Raw genomic sequence first — 20,782 nt, forward strand, 5'->3', positions numbered from 1 at the left:
TGCTTTGACCAAACGCTTAATAGAGAAAGAGGTAAAGTAGGTGAGGAAAAGGGACATCGAAGATCAAATAAGGAATTGTACATAAGCGAGGGTTCTTGGTAGAATAACCGAGAGAAGATATGGAATACAACCGTACATACCATTGAAGAAGGAAGGGACTCCCCATTCACGCAATGTTAAATAAACCCAACAAATCTGGACCTATCTACCACTTGCCTTTAGTTGGGGAACCCCCTCCTCTGAGTGTACAGTTCCTAGGCATTAACTATTGTGAAAAGGATTACAAGAATATCCGAATGCTTGCCACCATTACCGTCTTCGGATATGTATTATCGGGCCAAGGCAAGATTAAGGTCGACTCCCAATCTCACACAGCTTATAAGGGAGACCTATTCATCCTACCAGCCGGCAGTTACCACGAGGTGACCTCTGATAACCATCACGAGGAACAATGGAGCTACATCTGGCTGAATATTAGCGGAAACTGGATGATTTCAATGCTTGAAGCCTATCAATTACTTCCTCATATTGTAACGAAGGACAGCGGTTTAGCTCATTTGTTCGAAGAAGCGCTTGCAGCTGCCCAGCAAACTTCCGTCGAGAACGTGCAGACCGAGCTTCAAATTATTCTTATGCGAATTATTGTTGGTCTTTCTGACACGGTACGTAAGCGAGGCAATGCCCTAACAGCAACCGTGCAAGCGATTAAGAAAGTTTTGGACAACAGCATTCTTCATCCCTATGATTCACGCGGACTCTCCTCCCAGATTGACCTTTCATTAAAACAAATGAATCGCTTATTCAAGCGTGAAGTCGGAACAACCATCTATAACTATGTCATTTCCAAAAAAATAGAATCCGCCAAGCTGATGCTGCTCGACACGCGAATGACCATAAGCGATATTGGATATAAGCTCGGTTACGAGGATCCACATTATTTCTCCAACCTATTTCAGAGCAAAACCAGTGTGAGGCCGAGCGACTTTCGCAGGATATTTGGTCATGGTGGATAGGTGCGGGGGACAGATGGCAGGAAGTTCAATTGTCATTTTTTATCTCCAATAAACGTATTTAACTGCTCTAGTAAGTTGCCTCCACCATGAAAAGAAATCGTCCCGATTTTCTCGCATATTTTCTCCAAGAATTCAAGCTCCTTCAGCCGAAACAAGGTTTGATTCTCATCCATCAGTTTTGCCGTATTCAGCAAGCTTCTCGTAGAAGCAGTCTCCTCGCGACGAGTGATGAGATTGGCTTGCGCCTTCTTCTCCGCCAGCAAGACTGTATTCAGGATATCTTTCATATCACCTGGCAAAATAATATCCTTCACACCCGCCGACAAGAATTGCACGCCATACGCTAGACTATTTTCATTCAAACGTGACAATGCGTAAGTGGTGACTTCCTGTTTCATTTTGAGCAAATCATCTAATTTCAAAGTACCCACATACTCACGCAATACAAGCTGCAGCCTAATGTGTATTTGTTCTTCAAATGACTTGATGTCAAGCGCTCGAAGGGCATTCATAATTCGATACTGGCACACAAAGTTAAGCCGCAGCGTCACCTTATCCTCCGTCATCATTTCTTGCCCTGTCAGATCCATCTGTTGTTGACGCAAGTCAACCGTTTTTACAGTAACGCCTATGGGTCCCTTCCAGAAATAGTATTTACCAGGACCAAGCTCCTTTTGCATGACATGATTATAAAACAAAGCACCACTTTCGTGACTAGCCACCTCAAATGTCTGATAGTAGCCAACAAGCTTCGGAATAATCGCTGGGTCAATTCCACTAGGTAATTCAGGATTACGTATATCAGCCCTTAGATAGGTGTGCGCTTTCAACACATTCCAGAAGGCATATCTTCCCGCTGTCAACAATCCCACGAACTTCCCATCTTCATAGTGCAGCACATACTCATTGTCTTGAACCTGAACAAGATCCAGTTCTTTTATAAGTATTTCGTCATGTATAAACAACTGAAGTTCTTTCCCTTTGACCTGAAAAGAGTTCATGATATTCATGATTTCAATATGATCATCCGAAAATGGTGACAACCGATATGTGCCAGGTTGTAAACTTTTATAATAGCTGCCTTTGCGAAATAGCAGTCCTCGTTCGTCATTGTGTATCGTCACTTTTTTAAACATCGTAAACCTCCTTGATTAATTGATCACGTAGTTGGAGCCCTCCTGCGTTGAAGGCGGAATGCTACTTAAGCACACGAGGTATGGATACGCCAATTTGAAATTAGTAAGAGATAATTGGTCTTCACTAGCAAAACCGGATATCTTCCCTTTAGTAAGAAATGGTTGTAATCCTTCTTGTGCGCGGTATCCGTAGATTGCATAGCCGTAGCGCAGTGTGCATTTTGTCACAGAGGACACCACTACTTAATCATTTGGAATATTTCTTGCTAATCGTTTCACACGATAGGGGAATTGAACCCCTGCACCTGGGGAATGCAAGCCGAAATGAACAGTACAGTATACATACACATAGAGATGTGTGCGCACTGCCGGACCCTCAGAAATCCTAGCCTAGGTAAAGTCATCCGTGCTTGCATTCAAATTTATGAGTATACGTCCATAGACGTCTATCATCATTACAATTTGCTAAACACCTTTAATTGCAACCATTGGCTTACAAGTCGCAACCACATCAGCTAACGAGGCTCCCACAACACTATCTATAATCTGATCCACATTTTTATAGGCTTGCGGGCATTCATCAAGAATGGTTTGCAAGGAGCGATGATTAACAAGAATCTCATCATCTGTCCCAACTTTCATGGATTGCGCGAATTGATCGACGGTGACAAGCTCTTTGGTTGCTTTCCGTGATCTCGCTCGGCCTGCACCGTGACAAATGGAATAGAAGTTTTTCAATCCCTCTTCTCTCCCTACCATAATGTAGGATGAGGTTCCCATGGAACCAGGGATTAATGCTGGATGACCTGTTTCTTTATAGGCCGCTGTATTCAGGAAATGACCTGGCGGCAGCGCTCTTGTAGCACCCTTCCGATGGACGAGCATCGGTTGATTACGGTGAAATTCCTTTAACGCATAGTTATGCATCAGATCATACAAGACTGGCATTTCTAGGTCTTTGCCAAACACTTCACGGAATCCCTCTTGAACACCGAAGGCAATCATATGTCGATTACTTACTGCAAAATTAAGAGCGGAATACATGAGATTTAAGTAATGTTGCCCTTCACGACTTGCAATTGGCGCATACAAGAGGTTCCGATCCGGATTAACGATCCCCCAACTATTCATTGTTTCTCTGAAAACCTTGGTGAATTCTTGCCCCAACATTGCTCCCCAGGCACGCGATCCTGAATGAATCATGACGACAACCTGACCGTCGAACAAGCCCCATTTTGCCGCTAAATCCTTATGACCTTCAGCAACTTCTAGATACTGTATTTCTATAAAATGGTTCCCACCACCAAGTGATCCTAGCTGCCCATGGGCATATTTACAAATGTTCGCCGGCAAATTCGCAAGATAGTCCTGTTCAAATTTAAACGTAGACTCTTCGACATGGGTCAACCACTGTTCGTTTGGTATATATTTCTCAGGAAGTCCTTTTAACCCATTTCGAACGACATCCATGATATCAATATCTGAATAATTCGTGTTTTTTCGCTCATTGGTTGGCACGTACTTCTCGATTGCTTTGATTAATGCTCTACGAACATCCTTGTCTTGAATATCACGTTTATGCAAGGATGTCGTATGCACCCTCATGCCACATCCGATGTCCACACCAACAATAGAAGGGGAAACGAAACCATCCTTCATGCTCCAAACTGCTGTAGTCCCAATGCATGTTCCAATGCCCACATGGGCATCAGGGGTGTAGCTCATATGCATATTACGCGGAATTCGCAAGTTATTATCAGCCATTTCGAATACTTTGCTATCAAAAGATTGAAACACATCCGAGTTAGCAAACACATGAAGATTGCCATGCTCTAAATCCATTTCGTAATGATTACCGCCGTGTATGATTGTTTTCATTTCCATTTGTATCTCCTCCGTTGTTCTTCTACAGCTATCTTCGCTTATTTCCATAACAACGAACATGGTAAAAGTATGGCGACAGGTAAAAAGTTAGTTATTTCACTTTACATTTCAGTGGTGTCTAACGCCAAAAAACCTCCCACATCGCTAAACGCGTCATGAGAAGTTTTGGCATAGCTCTATTCACCTAGTCAGCTTACATACGGAGTTTAATCACAAGCGGATGCATCGTATCCAACATAATCCCACCAACGAAATGTATCTCATTTCTTTCGATGGTGTACACCAAGTTGTCACCATTCCATTGAATGTCTTCAATAATCGTGTAACGTTGCTCCAAGGGAAATTTAAACACCTTTAGGTCGAGTTGCCCGCCCAAAATTTCAAGGCGCATGTGCTCCGAATTCTTCTCGAAGGTTCCCCAACCTGCATCGAGCGACCAGAACGTACGGAATATTCCCTCGTCTGATTGCACAGGATTGAAACCTATCATGCCTTCAACCATATTGTACTCAAATCCGCTGAAAGCTTGCAGCAAAGAGTAGCTCGCCATCGATCTGGCGTAATTGCTGCCGCACTCGATCTCGTTCCACGGATTACGTTTTTCACCATCGTAACGATGACGAATAGCTTCCACGATGGATATGCCCTCTTCGACCAGTCCTACCTGAATCATATGCGCGGCTGCTTGATATTCAAAACCCGTCATTGTTTCCGTGTTGTACGTCAATGGTATCGCTGGTCGATAGATGCCCTCGGGCCATGTGCAGATCATGAGTCCACCCTCGTCACCCAGCGAGAATAACCTCCACGTGTTAGCCACTTGCCTCATGCTGGTTCTTAAATTATTCCGATACAGTGATTGCAACGCAGTGCGTGTCTGATCCCTATCAAAAATTTCACCTAGCCCAGATAAGTTCGCATGCCACTGTGCAATAACCTGGTCGATGACACAGCCTTCGGCAATCTGGTATTTCATTTCACCTAGTTCCTTATGCCAATACTGACGGATGGTTTCCTCGTCGAATTGCTCTAGCAAGGATTTATCCGATAAATCCACTTGTTGAACGTAGTACTGACCATTAAACAGATGCTTATCTACCCACTTTTTACCGGAATGAAATATACGGCTGTACTCCTCTGATGTTGCTTGATCGCCTAAGAACTCCGCCATTTCGGCTCCCGCTTTGAGCGCGGCCAAATAAAATCCAGTCAACCAAGAGTTGGGACCGTAAAGCTCCATATCCAACGTATGGTGTTGTCTGCCCACGAGCACGCCCATCTTTTCGGGATCCCATTTGTCCTCGTTGCTATCTGACCATGCGTACGCAATGGATTGCTTGACGGCCGGCCAGATAGATCGCAGCCAATCCGTATCGCCTGATATTTTCCAATCACGATAAGCTTTCAAGACTCCGCCAAATTGTCCATCTGCACAAGCGCGGAAAGACATTCTCTCGCGTCCTAGAGGAAGCATCAAGCGGAAAGACATTCTGCCATCCTCGCGTTGGTTGTACGTGAAATCAAGATTTCTCATGCTGCGTTCGAGTTTGGGAAACAGAAATGGCAAGGCATACGCATAGTTCCACACATGCGTACAAGATCCCTCACAACATCCGGTATCCTCGATAACGCCTTCAAATCCATAAAGGGAACCGTCGGTCAGTCGTAAACACGTCGCCGACTTGAGAACAGATAAATTGGCGGAAACCGCCTCTTTGACAACATCCGGCACCGTAGAAGAAAACAGTGCTTCTTTAAACGCTAGCGTTGCTTCGTATAGCTCATTCCAATGCCTGAAAGCATACGAGGCACTGGCCCGAGAATCCGCAAACAGCGTTGCATAGTAATTGCGCCAGACGTTGGCTCCAGTTGGATTCGGATTCCAATAATTATTCACGTTGGGGAAGTTCCAACTAATGGTGAATCTAATCTTCTTCTTCTCACCAGGCATCAACGCTGCATGCGCAGCTAATGAGGCTGTATCTTTCCTCCGCAAGGGAGGGTCATCTACCCGATACTGTCGGTTATTCAGATGTCCAGGCAGTGTGAAATCATGCCAGAACATCTCCAAGTTATCGCACCATTCACCCCGATACCAGTATTCTTGGTAGCTGCAATCTGACGCATCGGAAGCAATCGTTATATCACCGAATGACGGGTCCGCTGAGTCAAACTGATTCGATCCTAGCCGAATGGCATGGACACCCTCGCTTTCATTATATTCGTGAACAATTTTATCTGATGGAATCGGATTTCCTGCAGAAAGACATAGCGTATAGAGGAGCGGTTCGTTCTCTGTATTCTCCACTTCCCATTCGAAAAAAGCCGCCGGAATGCTCGAATCATCCTCTTGAAGAGGAATGAAAGGATTCCATGCGACCAATTCAATGCGTCCTGGGAACTGCGAATCCGCGAACGACATTTCGGCCAACGGGAATTCTCCCCTAAACTCGACTTCTTCGAAATGCGGCATGCCGGCCATCGTTTCGCTCTCGGGTCCGAAGCCATATCCGCTATGTAGAGGGGCTTTTCGAACATGCTCACCCATGTAAGACGCCTGTAAATCTCCATTTAACACACGTGCATCTATCACTTTCCCCTGGCGCTCTACCTTGATAGAAAAGTGACTAAAACCGTTGAAACTCTTTTTGTTAGGCCGATTGAAAATTTCCCAATCCACCAATCTTCCATTCCCCGATAAACCGATGCACCCGCTTCCGATTCCACCTAACGGAAAGCTAATTTCTCGCGTTTCAGTGCCTTTATACCTACTATTCATGGATGTGTCATCCCCCAATAACATGCTATACTTTACTAACCTACTCCCTTATCATAATGGAATAACGGATGGAATTCTTTGTGGATTAACCGCTTTTTTTATGTAAAAAACAACTGCGAGATCGCATCCAGAAAGAGTTGAACGCCTATGATTTTAGAAGATTATGCGATAGCGCCTTTCATTCGTATCGCAGGTTATGCGGTCCGCCCTCCGTTTGTTTTAGGTGAACGGAGCTTGCTGGATTACATCCTCTTTTATGTGCAAGAGGGGCAGTTTGAGATTCAGTTGAATGGTGATATCCATAGATTGAAGGAAGGCGACTTGTGCCTGTTTCAGCCTGGTGACGTGCATACCATCAAGGGGATTACCCCTACGATTAATCCGTATATTCATCTTGATTTCTTCTATAATCCTTTGAGAGAGAGCAGCTTTGTAACCCTCCCAGGGCAATTGGACTTAACTCCCTACGCGTCTTATATGCAACCTAGGATGCATGATTGCCAAGATCTGCGAATCCCATTTAAGCTCGAAACCGCCAACTCGAATAGCTCGAATAGAATGAGAGATCTCGTGTTTAAGATGATCGAATGTTGGCAGTCGCAGACGTATATAGGCGTCATGGAAGCCAATCAGCTTGCCCACGAGTGGCTGACGGCTGTCTTCAAAATCTACATGAAACCACAAACCGCTTCCGTATCTCCTCAACCTTTCTTGAACTGGATAACGTCTTACTTTGCATTTCATATTTCCGAACCTATCAATGTCATCGATATGGCCAGGAGAGCCGGGCTTTCGCCTTCTAGATTTAACGTACTGTTCAAACAACATTTTGGCACGACACCTTACCAATATTTGTTGCATTTGCGCATCGAACATGCACGAGAATTATTGAACGAAGGGGTCTCCATCCAGCAGGTAAGCGAATATTGCGGCTTTACGGACGTTCATCACTTCTCCAAAACGTTCAAATCGATCATGAATAGCAGTCCTGGTCACTATAGAAAAAAAAGGCCACCGGGCAGTTAACGCCCGGTGACCACTGTCTACCTTTTTTTCATCGAATCGGCTTCCGTTTAAATAATAAGTACAAGAAGAACGGGGCGCCAATCCCCGCCGTGAATACCCCAGCAGGTATATCCAGCGGCATAAACAGCATTCGCCCGGCCAAATCAGCCAACAGCAGCAGAATCGCACCGATTAATGCTGAAACCGGAATGACCAGCGAATACGAATTGCCTACGAGCCTGCGAGCGATATGTGGAGACATAAGGCCAAGGAACGAAATCATCCCTGCCACCCCGACAGCCGCACCCGCGAGTGCTACGCTGTAGAGCAGCACCATGACGCGGGTAATCTGGAGTCGACTGCCAAGCCCCGTAGCCATCGAATCGCCTAGGGACTGAATCGTCAATTCTTTGGCATAAACAAATGACAAAGGAATAAAGACGATAATCCAAGGCGCGATGACCCCCACGTATTTCCAACTGATCCCGTAAATACTGCCTGTCATCCAATTCAGTACTTGAGCTGCCAAGTAAGCCGGACCGCTAATGAGCAGGAACATAGTCAGCGCTCCAAGCGCGGTTGATAGCCCAAGTCCAATGAGCACTAACCGATAGGTCGATATCCCCCGCTTCCAGGCAAGGGAGTAATTGATCAGGACCGCAAGCAATGCGCCTACTACTGCAACTACAGGAACCCAGTGAACGCTGTAACCAGAGAACAGGGTAAGGAATGCAACGGACGCTGCCGATGCACCACCCGTGACACCGAGAATATCCGGCGAAGCCAGCGGGTTCCGAATGACACCTTGCAGCAGGGCGCCAGAAACTGCCAACGCCGCTCCGATAAGAATAGCAGCAAGAATTCGGGGCAGACGGAATTTGAGGAGAATCAGTTCCGAGCTTCCCATGTTTTGCCCGGTTATCGAACGCAAGACGTCTTTCATCGGAGTATTCACACTGCCGACGGAAAGACAGAACATCGCGAGTACGATCATCCCGAGAAGTAAACTGGCGATGATGAGCGCGGATCCTCTCGCTCGTGAATTAGTCATGTTCCTTCCTCCTTGCTGCATGAACCAGGAAGGGAACACCGAGCATAGCTGTAGCAATGCCGACAGGAACTTCCTTAGGCATCAGAACGAAACGCGCAGCCAGATCCGCCGCTACTAGCAGCACAGCCCCGTATATGGCGCAGCAAGGCAGCAGCCAACGGTGATCTGTGCCGATCAGCGTCCGACACAGATGCGGAACGATTAATCCGACGAACGCAATTGGACCAGCAGCCGCTACCGAACCGCCGGCGAGCAAGACAACGGCTAGTGAGGACAGTAACCGAACCAGGGTCACTCTTTGCCCCAGCCCACGTGCACTGTCCTCGCCTAACATAATAATATTGAGCGAATTAGCTAATAGCAGCGCGAGACCTATACCAATCGCCATGTAAGGGGCTACGGCGAGCAAATGCTCCAATTTCCGCCCCGACACGGAGCCGATCATCCAGAATAGAGCCGTATCCAACGACTGTTTATTAATCAGAATTAAACCGGATGTAATCGATGAGGCAAAAGCTCCCATGGCCGCGCCAGCCAGCGTCAGCTTGACCGGCTCGAACCAACTCCCTCGCATGGCCAATGCGTAAACGCACACTGCAACGAACAGCGCACCGGCAAACGCGATCCAAATCATCGCATTCATCGTAAGCGATGATCCATACAGAACCAGTCCAATGACGATAAATAGCGAAGCTCCCGCATTAATACCGAATACGGAAGGAGACGCCAAGGGATTCCTCGTCAGCACTTGCATAACGGCGCCAGCTACCGCTAGGCTTGCACCTACGGCAGCAGCAACCAGAACCCGCGGAACTCGGGTTGTTCTTAGAATTAAATGCTCATTCGAGCCATCGAAATGCTTGTAACTTTCCCACAAATCGCCAAGTCCGAAAGTATGCGCGCCAAGTAAAACACTAGCTGTAGCCAGCACGAGCAGACATACTGCTCCTGCCAGCAATCCAATGATCTTACTTTGGCGCTTGTGGAGCAAAGCGTGCGAATTATTTGACATCGAAATATTTGATCAATTCATCCAAGAGCAGGTTAGCCGCTTTGTATCCACCTGCGGAATTCCAAATTCCTTCATCAACTTGAATAACTTTGCCCAATTTCGCTGCGTTCAAATTTTTAAATAACGGATCATTCTGCCATTCCTTCACCACATTGGCTGCATCCGTCTTCCCTTTGGCTTCCGTTACGAAGTAGAACAGGACATCTCCGTCCATTTTGGCGATATTCTCTTTATTCAAGACTTCAATGAAGGATTCTTTATCCTGCGACTCAGGACGGGCTACACCCAGTTGGTTCAGCAATACGCCAGCAAACGTCTGTTTTTGATAAATACGTACTTGCGATGCCGAGAAACGTACTAACGAAACTTTCGTTGCCGCCTTCGTTCCAAGCTTCCCTTTCACTTCTGCTACGCGTTTGTCGAAAGCAGCCATTGCTTTCTCGCCTTCATCTATCTTATTGACGGCTTCGGAGTACAATTTGAAATTAACTTTCCAATCTCCTACCAAGTCAGCAGCGAAGACGGTTGGCGCAATTTGCTTCAACTGATCGTAAATTTTCTCCTGCCTTACTTTATTCCCGATAATAAGATCCGGCTTCAAGCTGGCAATCAGTTCAAGATTCGGCTGTAACTCATCCCCGACGACCGTCACGTTCTGCATATCATTCTTAATGTGGTCATACCATGGTTCGCCAAGCCAAGACATAACTGCTCCTACCGGCTTCACGCCAACGGCAAGCAACGCTTCTGTCCCCTCATTGGTCAAAATAACAACACGAGATGGTGTGCCCTTAATTGTCGTTTCACCCATCGCATGTTTAATAACACGCGTTGAATCAGCTTCTTTATTAACTGCAGCCGTTGGAGAGCTGCTCGTAGTTGGAGCTTGCGTCACTCCATTGGTTGCGGATGGTGTTACTGTGGATCCCGTTGAACAGGCGCTGAGCATTAATGTGAAACAGATGACGAGCATCGTTGTCACCCAGGCTCTTGATTTGGTATACATTTGTGCGTTTCCTTCTTTCTTATAGTGATAATGATTCTCATAACCATTACTACTATAGCGTTTAAGCCCCCCACCCACAATGGAATATGTCGACAACGAGAATGGATTATTTCGACGCCAATTCCGATCATTCGTTTCTTTGAATTTCTTCGGAGATACACCTTCTTGCTTTTTGAAAATCCGACTGAAATAATAACTGTCCGCGTAGCCGACACTCTCCGAAATCTCTTTCAACGTTCGATCGGTATGAAGGAGAAGCTCCTTCGCCTTATCCATCCGTAACTGAATCAGATACTCGATTGGGCTGGTATCCATTTGAGTCTTAAACAAACGAAGCAGTTGTCTAGACGTGCATTCCAATGTGTCAGCCAATTCTTCCAATGACAACGCTTCGTGATAATGTTCCTCCATATAATAGATGGCTTGGCTTACTAGATCGGGCTGTATGATTTCGACACCTTGTTCATGCAGCTGCTCCACCAACTCGTAAAGTAACTGATAGAACAATGTTTTTACTTTAAATTTATCGAGCGAACTTGGTGCTTGCCAAATTTGATGCATATGCTCCAGCTTCTGAAGCCAAGAGATCGGATATTTGGGCGATAAACCGTAACGCAACTGGAACGGATTCTCGCGCTCCATGAGATGGACCAGCTCATATCGGCTCGGCAGCGGCAAAATGGCCTTGTACAGCACCATAAAATATTCCAGTTGCTCTGCTGCAGTAATGTCCAGCCTAAGCCCCTTTCCTACGTGCAAAACATGGAATCGCTGCATACGGCTTTCGATTCCGTCTATATGAAGTTTGGCGCTGCCGCTAGTCACATATAGGAACGCGCTCGTTGGGACGCGATAACCGCGCATGACTTCACCAGGCTCCAGCAGCATGCGACGAACGTCCATCACTCGGATGTGAACATGATTCCACAATACGAGATGGTCGCTAATTCTCATAAATCGGTCATTCCTTTCTTTCTATCAATAGCATCTATCATATCATAATTGAGAATAATTCTCACTATTAATTGAAAGAAGTTTATCCCGATATGCACAGATACATTTTGTATCGCGCACAACAAAATAAAAATAAGTGTATCTTCAACGAAAATACACCTTTTCAACCATTTTATCCTCTTACCCGTTCATCAAATTCTCCCGATACAGCTTTGGGCTGTACCCCGTTGTCTTCTTGAACATTCTGCTGAAATGCTCCACATTCAAATAACCGACCGTTTCAGCGATATCCGTTATTTTGTTGCCCTTCTTTTTCATTAGCCGCTTGGATTCCTCTATGCGCAAATTCGTTACATATTGAATGAAGTTGCACCCGACTTCTTTGTTAAACTGCTTGCTTAAGTAACTCTCACTCACGCCAACCATTTCACTAATCAACGTAAGATTAACGTCCTCTGTATAATGAAGGTCGATAAATTGCTTCGCCAACGTTACAACGCTGCTATAGTTAACTTCTGACTTCGCCATTCCGTGAAGGTGTTGATATAATTGGCTGCAGATGCGATATAGCCAGGATTTCGTTTCATCCAACGTCTCCCAACGCTTCAAGTATTCAAAAGGGTGCTGGAGTTCGACATCGAGATCTTCCCATCGAATGCCTTTTCGATAGAGCAGACCGCCCAGCTCCCAGAGTAAATCCTCAAACGCAGCGTGAACATCCTGGGGCTTCCAGCCCCATGTTTGTCCGAGGAGCAGCTGCATCTGCTCAAACTCCCTGATCCATAACTCCTCCTGCGTATGTTCGAGCCGTTGGGCAATCGCCGCACCTGTCGCTTTCAATGTGACCTGCAGCTTACGGGCAGGCTCAAGTTCGCTGTCAGCACTGTATTTCCCCTGCTCCATACAACTTTCTGGGTATAACACTTTGTTCCATCCGGCAAAATAACTCATTGAAGCCAGATGGGCAGCTTGCTGATACAATCGATACCACTGTTTCACACCATTAGCTAGTTGACTTACGCCAATTGATATTGAAACATTCACGTATTGGTTGAGCCGAGTTTGAATCATGGAGAAGGCATCCTGAATCTTATCCCGAATTACGCTTTCACTTCGAAATTGGGCAAATGAACAGAACAGTACATACTCGGACTGGCTCTTCCCATACAGGAGATGAGGGATAGACATTGCGTCTAGCACGGTTTGTACAGACTGCATGATGAACCTTTGTGTTTGTATATCCTTTAAGTTTCTATCCGTCTTGATAGTGACAGAAGAGCCTTGCGAAATGGAAATCACAGCAACTAACTGGTTGAATTCGCTCAGCCATTTGAGCATACTAGTCGCTGTCTGTTCAAAACCATTCTCGTCTTGCATAGGATCACAAGTAATAAGTTGCTGAAGAATTTCCCTTTGCTGATTGCTCTCTGCCTCCGTATGTTCAGACGTACTAGGTGTTGGCGTCTCGCGAACACGAAGCTCACTCAGTGCTTTCATGACTACGGGAACGAGATGCTCTTCATCCATATCCGCCTTCACGATGAAATCGAATGCCCCCAGCAAGAAGGCTTCCCTGACATAGTGATATTCGCTATAGGCGCTTAGCATAATGGCAACAGGTCTTCGCTTCTGTACAATTGCCGGACACGCACGCAGCAACTCAATTCCGTTCAATCTGGGCATCTCAATATCAAGCAGCAACAGATCAATATCACCATGCTGCTCGAGAATAGCAAGAGCCTCCAAGCCATCCCCGGCTTCAAAGGCAACCTGAATACCTAGACGATCCCAATCGATCATATGCTGCAATGCAAGACGAACCAGCGGTTCATCGTCGACAATCATCAATTTATGCAACCTATTCATCCCCCATTAGCGAAGTTGATTATCTTTTGATTATCTCATTTCCAATTAACCTTTCACTGCACCATCCATAAGTCCTTTGAATATATACCTTTGAAAAACGATATAGAAGACAGCACTCGGTAATAAGACAATAATAATCCCTGCACAGAGCATTGACAAATCCGAACTGCGCGTACTCACGAACGCAGTCAATGAAGTTGCGAGCGTTGCGAGCTCCTTATTAGGCATATACAGTTGCTGCACGAAGATGTCATTCATGATAGTCACGCTTTTCAATATCGCCAGCGTTGCCGTTGCTGGCAGCAGCAGTGGGAAAATAATCGAACGGAAAATACGCACGTATGAGGCTCCATCCAGCATAGCGCTTTCGTCAAGCTGTACGGAAATCTTTTCGAGAAATTGCATGTAAATGTAAATCTGCATAATATCAGTTCCAATATAGATGAGGAGTGGCGCTCCTAACGTATTATATACACCGAGTGAATGAATGAGTTGGAACCGGGCAATTTCTGTCGTATACGCTGGAATAATCATCGCCATCATGAAGAGAACGAGAATCCACTTTTTCATTCGGAATTGAAAGCGATTGAGCACATACGCCGTCATAGTCCCAAGCAACATATTGCCCAGCATACTTAGCACGACGAGTAGAATTGAATTCCCCAAACCGCGGATCATATTCCCCTCTTTCAACGCACTCACATAATTATCGATATGAAGAAAACTCTTCGGTAGTGAAAACGGAGATGTTTCAGCTAACTCCAAATTCGTCTTAAACGAACCGAAAACGACCAGTAGGATAGGAACGAAAATAAGGATAGTCATAAGTGTAAAAAGCGTGTAGTAGACGATATTGCCTGCTAAGCGCTGTGTATGCAATGATCGTGTACGGCTATGCAGCGGTTGCCCCTTCACTTGTTCCAGCATTCGTGTACGTTCCATGTCAAGCCTCACTCCTGTCTCTCACGATCCACGCTTGCAATGATGAAAATATAATGATTAGCCCTAAGAGAATAACGGCCATTGCAGAGGCTAGCCCGTAATTGTTGTAAGTAAACGCCGTTTGGAGGGAAAATAGTCCGAATGTGCTGCTTGCACTTCCAGGACCGCCATTCGTCATTACAAGTGGAATATCATATTGGAGCAGCGCTCCGGAAACATTCATAAACAAGATAATTTCGACGACGCGCCGAATACCTGGTAGTGTTACATACCGTTGCTGCTGCCAAAAGTTAGCCCCATCAATTTCCGCTGCTTCATAGAGATCTTTCGGAATAGATTGCAAACCTGCCAGAAATAAGACGATATGAACGCCACTGTAGCGCCATAAAGAAACAACAACCAACGAATAGTTCACAATCTTGGCATCACTCAACCAGCTTTGAATCCAAGATTGAAGTCCCATCGCTTTCAACAACTCGTTCAGCGGCCCATTGATGGGATTATAGATGTAGCTGAACATATACGCTACGGCAATTCCGTTGATTATGTAGGGCATCAGGACAGAGAAGCGGAAAAATGCACTCCCTCGCAGCGCTCTTGTCAGCAAGACCGCCATAATGAGTTCGAGCGGAATCGCAATGGCATGCAATAGAAAGTAGGTTGCATTATGTCGAATCGCATGCCACGCTTCAGGGAAATCAAATAGCATTTGGATATAATTATCGAATCCGATGTACTTAAAACTCGGGCTATACCCATCCCAACTGGTAAAGCTGTAGCGAAATAACTGTAAGGTTGGATAGATGAGAAACAGTAGTAAGAGAGAAACAGGTACGAACAGAAACGAGATAATGACGATTTTCTGCTGCATGCGATAATTCATATGATCACTCCTGTATGAAAATAGAGGGCACTACTCCAATTGCTCAAATAGTACCCTCTATTCAATTTCCTATTTATTCGATTCAACGGCTTTCTTCCACTTATTGTTCAATTCTTTCTCCAACGTATCGATCGGTTTACCTGCGTAAATTTCCTGTGCAGCCTTCTTGAAATCAAATTGTGCCGCACCGCTTACTTTAGCAAATCCTTCGTCCGTAGCTGAGTAAATGAATGGTTTAAATGGATACTTCTCCGTCCATTTGTTAAAGAACGGGAGATCGGTGCTAACTCCATTCATTGTGGAGAACTGTTGTGCCATATTAATGAACGATTGATACACGTCTTTGCTGAACATCCAATCGAAGAAGGCTTTCGCTTCCTCAACGTTTTTGCTATTCTTGTTAATGCCGACATTCATGTCAGACACCGTCATCGAAGTCAATGGCTCGCTCTCTGTACTTCTGAATGGCAACGGGAATACGCCAAGATCTTCATCTGTTTTAACTCTATTCGCATAGTCGCCATAGTACCATTGACCCGCTGCGATCATAGCTGCTTTTTTAGATTCGAATAACTGTGTGGATTGATCGAAAGAGATCGAAAGGGCATCTGGACCTGCCAATTTCTTCGTGGCCATTTCTTTAATGATTTTCCCCGCTTTATCAAAGGTACTGCCTTCTCCGAAAGGCTCAGGCGTCTTCGCCAAATTCGCCAAGTAATTCTCATCCCCAGAAAGAATGTGCGGACCGAACTCCATGAACGGATAGAATGTCCAATCTTCCTTACCGCCGATAGCAATTGGCGTATATTTGCCGTTTGTTTTTATTTTCTCCATCGTAGACATGAACTCAGGCATGGTTTTCGGTACTTCCAAATTCAACTCTTTGAACATACTTGGGTGGAAGTAGACGAATTCCGAGAAAGAAACGAGTGGTGCGCCTAATGTTTTGCCATCTATTTTGGCCGGAAACTTATTATTCTTCGCGCCAGCTAACTCATCGAGCGGTAGAAGTGATTGCTTATAGATTTGCATGTGTGCTGGTTTTAAATAAAACAGATCAGGCAAGTCGTTGGCCGCCAGTCGCACCTTTAAGTATTGACCGCCATTATCAGGCACCATTTCTACATCTATGGTCACATTCGGCTTCAACTTCGTGTATTCTTTCACTTTATCTGTCCAGAACTTGAGATCTCCTTTGGCATCCCACATGGCTAGCTTTAGCTTAACGGGTTCCGCCGGTTTGGGCGTTGCCGCAGCCGCTTTGGTTTCTACAGGTTTGACTGATGTTGCTGGTGAAGCCGTTTCCTTCGAACACCCTGTCAGTGCACTTAGCATGACAAGACCGCCAACTAGCGCAGTGCTTACAAATCTTCTTTTCCCCATTCTTGAACCCCTCCAATGAATGTTGCTTCGATTCGGTTTGTTGTTCAACCTGTATTCATCATACATGGAATGGAAACGCATCCAAATGATCTTTTTGGCTATGAAGTTGATCTTTTTTGAACTTCCTTATCTTCCAAACGCAGCGGTCACTCTTCTTCTTGATTCCGATGAAGTATAGGAATTCTTATGGACACTCTCGTTCCCGTTGGCTCATTAGTAGTCAGAGTAATGCCATATTCCTCTCCATGGTGCAGTTGAATCCGGTGATGAACATTCGCAACGCCCATACCCGTAAACGTATGCGGACTGCGTCTCGTCCTAAACTCATCGAGCTGCTCCTCCGTCATCCCCTCACCATTATCGGAAATCACGATATGTAGACTTCCTTCGTGCAAATGAGCTGCAATCACGATTTTGCCACGCGTTTCTTTACCAGCCATACCGTGAACGATACTGTTTTCCAAAATGGGTTGGAGCAATAGTTTCAGCAAATACTTCGATTCCACTTGAGGGTCAATCTGCCATTCAATTTCGAATGTGTTGCCGTATCGAATCTCCATGATATACAGATAATGTTTCAGATGGTCAATTTCATCGGAAAAGCGAATCAGTACGCCACCTCGGTTAAACGAAGAGGAGACCAAGCGCATTAAGGCATTCGTCATGTTGCGAATGTTGTCTGCTTTGCTGATCAGCGCCATTAATCGGATTGCATTCAGAGTATTAATCAGAAAATGCGGATTGATCTGCGATTGCAAGGCTGCAAACTCTGCTTTCCGCTTCGTTTGCTCTTGCTCCTCCCGCTGCCGCAACAGCAGCTTGATCTGATCCAGCATATGATTGAATGTTCGGCCAAGCATAGCCATTTCTGCAATGCCCGAAGTGCCACTCTTGGCATTCAACTCTCCTTCCATTACGAGGGACATCTTCCGGACGAGAAGATGAATGGGCCTAGTCAGACTATGTACGAGATAGAAGGAGATCAGCACAAATATGGCAATGACCGCGAAAGTGACCAATAGAACAATTTTAAATATACGGTCATAATTTGCCGTCACTTTGCTATAAGGTATTTCTTGAACAACCTTCCAGTCTGTATCGCCAACGCTGGCATAGGTAACTAACGTCTGACGACCGCTTACCTGATCGATAAAATGCCCTTCCTGAGCAGCACCGATCTGACTCAGCTTTGCCGATGTTAAACTCTTAGGATCCCAATTGTAGCTCGCTGTGACTACCTGCCCATCCTTGCTGACAATCACATAAGTTGAATCATCGTGAGGCTGCTGCCGTAGGATCTTATCGAACGCTTCCTCATTCAGCGAGAAATACACCATCTCGACATCGCTCAAGGTATGGTAATCACTCGGTGCAATCGCAGCTGCCACGGCCAGAGGAACCGTCACGCCATATAGTCGTGTTTGTTGGAGACTAAGAAACTGTACGTTATCCTTTTGCTGCAACGTTTGCGGATACCATGCCTCCGAACGCAGCTCCTTCTCATCCTTCGTCATGTTCTGCTTAAACGAATACACACCGCCGCTTTTATAAAAAAAATGAATGGCGAGCAGCTGGCTGGACATCGAGTAGGTATATCTACTCAGTGCAAGCGTCAGCTGGTTGATATACGCATATCGGTTGCTCTCATCCGCTTGATGCAAGGCCGTTGCCGTTGATAAAATGTCTCGGTCCACACCAACTGCCGCTGCAGCATACTCAATTTTGCTAATCTCTTGTTGGGCTGAGTACGTGACAGCATGCAGTGTCTGCAGCGTGCGTTCCGTCGTTTGCTGCAACAAGTCACGCTTGTATACTTGGAGGATCATTGTACTGATTGTCACGATGGGAACAACCACCATGACGATTAACAGAACATGGAGGGTCGCCGAGAACGTCCATGGTTTAGCAAATAGCTTCAACACCTTCACCCCATAATCACACATTAGAAATAAGACTGCGAAGTCATACATTCGTTCTATCTAGGGAGATGTCCTTTTATTGGAAGAGAAATCAGCAAGAATTTGTGAAACACAAAGAACGGCCCGCTTCTATTAGCGGCCGTTCTAATGAATTCTTAATGAGAGAACTCCCTTATTTAAAATGACCCTTCGGCTTTTTCCCACTCCATCTTTCATCTACCTTCTCATGGATGGATTGATACCTCGCATCCACACTAATTCGGTATTGATGGGTCGTATTTTCGAGCGAACAGTGCATCAAGAACATACCGAAGATCAGTACATCCCCTGCCTGAAATTCGGTGGTCGCCCATTTGCCGCCGAACTTCTCTGTAATGTGAAGCGGATCATCTGTATAATGGCCAATCCCATCTCGATCTGAATCTTTCGAACCGTACGATTGCTTTAACTGTTCAAATCGATGCGAGCCTAGGCAAATCGCTAATCCTCCCATGTCATACGATACATCACCTAATGGAGACCAAACCGTGTAGACGTTCGGCGTACCTCTGCCCATATAGACGATATCATAGTGGGCACCTGTGAAGTCACCCTTGCCGACGGCGCGAAGCCATTTGTAATGGTAGGTTAGCGAAGGTTCACCAAGGAACTCATCAAAAAAGCCCATGATATGTTCGCCATTTAGGACATTCAAAAGCGCAGGCAAGTCCTCATTGGTCCCGCCCATGAAAATAGTTTTGGAACCGTCAGCCATAACGCCTTCTTCGAGTTTCGTATCTCGATCCAGCTTGCCCATCTGAGACATTTTCTCCAAAATGCTCGTGCGCGCTTCCAGCACCATGTCCCGATTATGAAAACCGCGAATGAGCAGGTAGCCATCCTCTTCCATTCGTTCGCGCAACGCTGCACTATCATGGAAAATATCGTTGGAGCTCCTAAGCTCCGTTAAGTGTTGACCATTAAGTTCTAATTCCCGACTCCCTACTTTCACCATCATGTGCACAACCACTCCTCAACGTTCATATGTGATGACTTCCATGTATTAACTGTACGTCACCACAATGAAATTTCCCATGGATCGCCGTATGCAAACCATGTATAATTGTACAAACATGAATGTTAATAGGTGGTGAAAATAAGTTGTCTTACATGAACATTCCATATAGTATACATAGCGAATCTAAGATTCCCGCCTGTGCATTTATGTCTATTTGGGATGTACAAGCGAACGATACTTATCACTCGATCAAAAGTGAAGGATTTACTGTCCCTGGCCTATTTATTACCTACGAGGGAAATGGCATTCTTACGCAGGATCAGGAAACATTCGCTTTGCATGCTGGTACTTATATTATCGTTCAAGATGGCATTACGTCTTCCTATCGGTGCCAGAATAATGACTGGAAATTTTATTTTATCGACTTCAGCTCGCTAGATATGTCTCGCTTTCTGGAACTTCCTATTAATGAAGTTGTAACGACTGGGAAAATCGGTTTGGCTATGCAAAAATGCGAGCATCTGATTGACCTTCTGATTGAACAGCAGCATGGTTACGAGTATGCCGCTACAATCCTTTTGCAAGAAATATTGCTGCTCTTCGCCAAAGAGCGACATGCGACAACAACGCAACAACATCAAGAGCTCAACAAAATCATTATTTATATGCATAAACATATCGACAAGACCATTCGTGTCGATGAACTCATAGCTATGAGCGGTCTTTCCAGAACGACCTTCTTCACACGGTTTCGATCCAGAACAGGACTATCGCCTAGTGACTACATGCTTAATTTAAAACTAGAATCCGCTAAAATATCACTCGAGACGACCAACTTATCTGTGAAAGAGATTTCGACTAATCTCCAATTCTATGACGAATTCCACTTCTCGAAGCTATTCAAAAAAAATTATGGTATTTCTCCGAGTACGTTTCGTGGTAGGTAGGGCAT

The 20,782-nt window shown here is 45.4% G+C and carries 15 protein-coding genes; 3 read left to right on the forward strand and 12 right to left on the reverse strand.

The features are described from left to right. Nucleotides 1-296: 296 nt before the first annotated feature. Nucleotides 297-1,013: an AraC family transcriptional regulator gene (locus AC58PV_RS00990; protein ID WP_497430427.1), complete on the forward strand. Its 717-nt coding sequence runs from the start codon at nucleotides 297-299 to the stop codon at nucleotides 1,011-1,013. 32 nt (nucleotides 1,014-1,045) lie between these two features. Here the strand turns inward: AC58PV_RS00990 and AC58PV_RS00995 are convergent, their stop codons facing one another. The 3 genes from AC58PV_RS00995 to AC58PV_RS01005 all read right to left on the reverse strand — a co-directional run bounded on the left by AC58PV_RS00995 (nucleotide 1,046) and on the right by AC58PV_RS01005 (nucleotide 6,812). Continuing rightward, nucleotides 1,046-2,149, reverse strand: coding sequence for a slipin family protein (locus AC58PV_RS00995; protein WP_497430428.1), 1,104 nt, complete (start codon nucleotides 2,147-2,149; stop codon nucleotides 1,046-1,048). A gap of 465 nt (nucleotides 2,150-2,614) precedes the next feature. Then, entirely contained in the window at nucleotides 2,615-4,027 is a 1,413-nt protein-coding gene (locus tag AC58PV_RS01000) for an RtcB family protein (protein ID WP_497430429.1), read from the reverse strand. Between the two features lie 199 nt (nucleotides 4,028-4,226). Then, nucleotides 4,227-6,812 (reverse strand): GH116 family glycosyl-hydrolase, encoded by a 2,586-nt coding sequence (locus tag AC58PV_RS01005; protein WP_497430430.1) that lies wholly within the window; start codon nucleotides 6,810-6,812, stop codon nucleotides 4,227-4,229. Nucleotides 6,813-6,959: 147 nt separating this feature from the next. Here AC58PV_RS01005 and AC58PV_RS01010 point away from each other — a divergent pair, with 147 nt between their 5' ends. Beyond that, nucleotides 6,960-7,838 (forward strand): cupin domain-containing protein, encoded by an 879-nt coding sequence (locus AC58PV_RS01010; protein ID WP_497430431.1) that lies wholly within the window; start codon nucleotides 6,960-6,962, stop codon nucleotides 7,836-7,838. Between the two features lie 28 nt (nucleotides 7,839-7,866). Here the strand turns inward: AC58PV_RS01010 and AC58PV_RS01015 are convergent, their stop codons facing one another. From AC58PV_RS01015 to AC58PV_RS01055, 9 genes are all read right to left on the reverse strand, one after another. Then, complete coding sequence (locus tag AC58PV_RS01015; RefSeq protein WP_497430432.1) at nucleotides 7,867-8,868, reverse strand: FecCD family ABC transporter permease; 1,002 nt, start codon at nucleotides 8,866-8,868, stop codon at nucleotides 7,867-7,869. Beyond that, the gene (locus AC58PV_RS01020; protein WP_497430433.1) at nucleotides 8,861-9,880 is read right to left on the reverse strand and encodes a FecCD family ABC transporter permease; all 1,020 of its coding nucleotides are present in this window, start codon (nucleotides 9,878-9,880) and stop codon (nucleotides 8,861-8,863) included. Before AC58PV_RS01020 ends, AC58PV_RS01015 begins: the two co-directional genes overlap by 8 nt. Beyond that, nucleotides 9,870-11,840, reverse strand: a complete 1,971-nt coding sequence (locus tag AC58PV_RS01025; protein ID WP_497430434.1) for an ABC transporter substrate-binding protein — start codon at nucleotides 11,838-11,840, stop codon at nucleotides 9,870-9,872. The genes AC58PV_RS01020 and AC58PV_RS01025 overlap by 11 nt, the downstream gene beginning before the upstream one ends. A 180-nt stretch (nucleotides 11,841-12,020) precedes the next feature. Beyond that, nucleotides 12,021-13,697: a helix-turn-helix domain-containing protein gene (locus tag AC58PV_RS01030; RefSeq protein ID WP_497430435.1), complete on the reverse strand. Its 1,677-nt coding sequence runs from the start codon at nucleotides 13,695-13,697 to the stop codon at nucleotides 12,021-12,023. 54 nt (nucleotides 13,698-13,751) lie between these two features. Next, nucleotides 13,752-14,648, reverse strand: coding sequence for a carbohydrate ABC transporter permease (locus AC58PV_RS01035; protein ID WP_497430436.1), 897 nt, complete (start codon nucleotides 14,646-14,648; stop codon nucleotides 13,752-13,754). Nucleotide 14,649: 1 nt separating this feature from the next. Then, complete coding sequence (locus tag AC58PV_RS01040; protein WP_497430437.1) at nucleotides 14,650-15,531, reverse strand: carbohydrate ABC transporter permease; 882 nt, start codon at nucleotides 15,529-15,531, stop codon at nucleotides 14,650-14,652. 69 nt (nucleotides 15,532-15,600) lie between these two features. After that, nucleotides 15,601-16,914, reverse strand: coding sequence for an ABC transporter substrate-binding protein (locus AC58PV_RS01045; protein WP_497430438.1), 1,314 nt, complete (start codon nucleotides 16,912-16,914; stop codon nucleotides 15,601-15,603). Between the two features lie 146 nt (nucleotides 16,915-17,060). Further along, a complete protein-coding gene (locus AC58PV_RS01050; protein WP_497430439.1) occupies nucleotides 17,061-18,833 on the reverse strand; it encodes a sensor histidine kinase in 1,773 nt (590 codons plus the stop codon). A 172-nt stretch (nucleotides 18,834-19,005) separates the two neighbouring features. Then, nucleotides 19,006-19,830: a phytanoyl-CoA dioxygenase family protein gene (locus AC58PV_RS01055; protein ID WP_497430440.1), complete on the reverse strand. Its 825-nt coding sequence runs from the start codon at nucleotides 19,828-19,830 to the stop codon at nucleotides 19,006-19,008. Between the two features lie 152 nt (nucleotides 19,831-19,982). Between AC58PV_RS01055 and AC58PV_RS01060 the strand changes: the two genes are divergently transcribed. Beyond that, complete coding sequence (locus tag AC58PV_RS01060; RefSeq protein ID WP_497430928.1) at nucleotides 19,983-20,777, forward strand: AraC family transcriptional regulator; 795 nt, start codon at nucleotides 19,983-19,985, stop codon at nucleotides 20,775-20,777. Nucleotides 20,778-20,782 lie beyond the last annotated feature (5 nt).

The sequence above is a fragment of the Paenibacillus sp. J22FR83 genome, from assembly GCF_059691955.1.